Raw genomic sequence first — 3,612 nt, forward strand, 5'->3', positions numbered from 1 at the left:
GATCCGGGCGCCCTGGTTCACGCCGAAGGTGCTGAACTCCATGAAGATCTTGCAACCATGGGCGTGCAGCGCCTCGGCGAGGCGGGCGAAGGCCGGGATGACCCGCTCCTCGTAGGCGGTGAGGCGCCAGCCCGACGGGCCGGACTCGGCGCTGGCCCGGGCCAACCGCCGGCTCACCGACGTGGACTCGCCGTCCACCAGCGCCACGCCGCCCTTGGCCCGCTCGACGTAGTAGGCGATCATGCGGTCGGTGGGCTGGTTGTCGTCGCCGTAGGCCTGCCGGTGCGGCGACAGCATGATCCGGTTCTTGACCGTCACCGCACCGATCCTCAACGGCGTCCAGAGTTCGCCCTGCGCAGCGCCCTCGTCCCCGCTCAAGGCGCTGACCCTAGCCACCAGACCTCTCTCGGGGTGAGCGGTAGCAGACGTACGTTGCCCTGCGGCCTGTAGCTCCACAGAATCTCAAGTCCTGCCGGAAATCGACTCCGCATTTCTGGTGCGGTCGCAACGACCACCCGATAGATGTCTCTAGCACTACCCGAGTCGCACCTACCGGTTGCGAAAGGATCTGCTTGTGCGCTCGGTCCCGTTCCCTCGTCATAGCGCACGCCATCGCGGAGTGTTGAACCGCCCAGATCGGGCAGGTTCCAGATGTTTCGACTCAACCAGTTGTTCAGCAATCGTTTCAACCGCGCCGGCGGCGTTGGCACCGTGGCGGCTACGGTAGCGCGATAAACGCCAAGCTCCCAGAAGACGCTTCAATCCACCGACGGTGTATATGCTCCCCGGCGCTAGTTTGGCGGCTATTTTGACGGCGTCGCGCTCGATTCGCGCGGCTAGATCCAGTTTCCCGCTCATCGGTTCTCCTTCATGGAATTACGGAACTGGCATCTCGTCCGCCACTCAATTCAGAGTTTCGGCTAGCGCGACGACTTCGGAACACCCGGTGGCGCACATCTCCCGCTGTGCTTCTTAGTTCACGATGAAAGACAGGCTGCCGATGGAAGGAGCCAGAGATTCCGCACGGGTAGAATCCACTAGAGATCTATCCTCTCCGAGGATCGCATAGATTGCGATTCGCAAGTAGACGCTGATGGCCATCAGTGAACTCGCTACGCGTTCTCGTCGAATAGACTTTCCCAAGCGGATTACTAAGCAGATCCCTATTCCCAAAGTCCCTGTGGAGAGCGCTATCATGCGAATAGAGTAGGCGGGCGCGACTTACTCTGGCTAACGCGATTATGTGCTCATCGTCAGACTTGCACGCTCCGTCCGTGCCGAGTTGTTCCGCTACTCTATCCACTTTTTCGTCATCAATGTCTTTGATGTATCCCATGCGTTTGAGGTTCACAAACACATCACGAAGCCGCCAGCCTGCATCACCATATAGCTCTTTACGGAGCTTTGTGCCTCCGATCACAACAATACCCTTGCCCGATATGATCCACTGGAAAAACCTGGCATTTGCGTCGCTCGCATCCCGGGCATGACGTTTGAATACAAGATCCCTGACGTTCGCATCAACAATCGCACACATTCTCAAGCCCCAAGATACTTGACAGACTCGTCCATAAAGAACTGGCGATATCCTGAAGGAACATCAAGTAAGTTGCCGTCATCATCCACTCGCAACGAATGAAGCCGAACTCCAAGTCCAGTTCGCTCAAAATACACAATCGACACATCTTCGGGGACGAGATCAACGGTCTCGTCCCGAACTGACATACACACGCGGTCAATGATGAAGTCGCTATGAGTCTCAACGACAAGCTGTCGGCGGCGCTTCTTGCCGCTGGAAACAACGCGACAGAATAGACTGCCCAGAGCTGCTTCGGCACTCGGGTGCAGATGTACCTCAGGCTGCTGAAGAAGCATCATCCGCGGCCCGTCAGGTCGCAATAGTTCAGCTACTAGCGGCAACGTCTGGCTCACTCCATAGCCTACATCAGCAAGATTAAGTGGCGGACTCTGCGCTGGTATATCAGATGCACGAACCTCAATCTGGAACGGAGAACCAGCGGTCTTCCCCAAGTGACGTACGTTGAGTTCATGAAAGAGTCCTGCCTCGCGACCAAATTCCCCAAGTCGCGACTGTAGGCGTTCCCAAGCGCTAGCGTCCCGAAGCGACAACTGAGCAAGATACATGGGCACGTAATCTCCCTCAGCGTCAGGTGCCACACTCGCAGGATCGTATGTTCTCCGAGGATGTGACCTAGTGGGGGCGCCAGCGAAGGGCCTTGACGAGGCGGTGGAGCGACTATCGGACAGTTCAGAGAAGATCCGTCCGTGAATCAAGTCCATGATAGACTCCTGTTCCTCCTCCGTGATCAGCGGAGGATCTCTTTCCTTACTATCATCCTCTGCCGCTGATCTTTCCCTCCAAATGAGGTGGCTGACGAAATCGAACGGCGGCAGAGAATCAATGCCACCGTTCTGAGCAAAGAACCGGTCGATCTCGGGGTCCTCATATGCCCAAATGCCACTTGGCGTACCCAAGTCAAAACGAATATGATTGTTCCCATCTATGCTCTGTTCCACCCAGTAATCGCCGCGTGATATACGCCTTCGGGTGGGAACTGGTGCTCCCCATTTTGGGCCGAAGGTGACCTCAAGCCTTATGTCCGATACGCCGAATTCAGTCTCGCGAGTCAAGCGACTTGGTACGTCTGAGCCGATCTCAAATGCCGCCGAGAACATTTCAGCATTGCTATCTCTCGCGCCGCCATGATGAACAATCTCCTCGAAACTCCCCAAGTCGTAGGGTGGTTCCTTGAAGTCCGGCACGCGCTCAGCGTAGGAAATATCCCACAGCGCCCTAACCATTGCCGCAAGGGACGTCTTGCCGCTGCTGTTCTCGCCTACGAACAACGTAAGGGGCGCCAACTGAGCGGTTTGCTGCTCGCCGAAACATCGATAGTTCTGCACCGTGATGCTACGCATTGTGATGTTCTCCCGAGATCAGCCCGGTGTCGGTGGGCAGGCGTCGATTGGCGGTGTCCATTGAGCGGCGGTGGACAAGAGTCCCTCGTTCGCTTGGCGAGACTATTGCTAAGTTTAGCGGCGCCGCACTCCCGAAGGCATCGTGAGTGGAGGGCGCGCGTAGGGTACGGACATGGTGCAGAGAGTCCACACGGTCGCGCGTGATCTCCTCGCGGCCTTGCGAAGCGGTGAGATCTCGAGCCGTGAATTGCTGGAGCTGTTCCTGCGCCGGATCGAGGCCGCCGACCCCGCGCTCAACGCCGTCGTAACGCTGGATGCCGAGCGGGCCCGCCGGCTGGCCGGCGCAGCCGACGAGGCCAAAGCCCGCGGTGAGAGGACCGGGCCGCTGGGTGGGCTGCCGATCACGATCAAGGACACGATCGAGACCGAGGGGATCCGCACCACCGCCGGAGCGCCCTGGCTGGCCGGACACGTCCCGGACCGGGACGCCACCGCCGTGTCACGGCTCAAGGCGGCCGGCGCCATCGTGTTCGGCAAGACGAACTGCCCACTCTTCGGCGGGGACGCCCAGAGCACCAACGTGGTGTTCGGCACGACCGGCAACCCCTGGGCGCTGGACCGCTCCCCCGGTGGCTCCTCGGGCGGCTCGGCCGCGGCGCTGGCCGCCGGGCA

General features: G+C 59.3%; 3 protein-coding genes. 1 reads left to right on the forward strand and 2 read right to left on the reverse strand.

The genetic code is table 11. From position 1 onward, the window contains the following. Together OXF11_05795 and OXF11_05800 are read right to left on the reverse strand one after the other, a co-directional pair. A partial coding sequence (locus tag OXF11_05795) for a hypothetical protein (GenBank protein ID MCY4486615.1) occupies window positions 1-396 on the reverse strand: 396 nt, incomplete at its 3' end. A gap of 1,143 nt (window positions 397-1,539) precedes the next feature. Continuing rightward, window positions 1,540-2,940, reverse strand: a complete 1,401-nt coding sequence (locus tag OXF11_05800; GenBank protein ID MCY4486616.1) for an AAA family ATPase — start codon at window positions 2,938-2,940, stop codon at window positions 1,540-1,542. Between the two features lie 172 nt (window positions 2,941-3,112). Between OXF11_05800 and OXF11_05805 the strand changes: the two genes are divergently transcribed. After that, window positions 3,113-3,612: amidase family protein (locus OXF11_05805; protein MCY4486617.1), on the forward strand; the 500-nt coding region annotated here is incomplete at its 3' end.

Source organism: Deltaproteobacteria bacterium (genome assembly GCA_026712905.1).
Taxonomy (GTDB): domain Bacteria; phylum Desulfobacterota; class Binatia; order UBA9968; family JAJDTQ01; genus JAJDTQ01.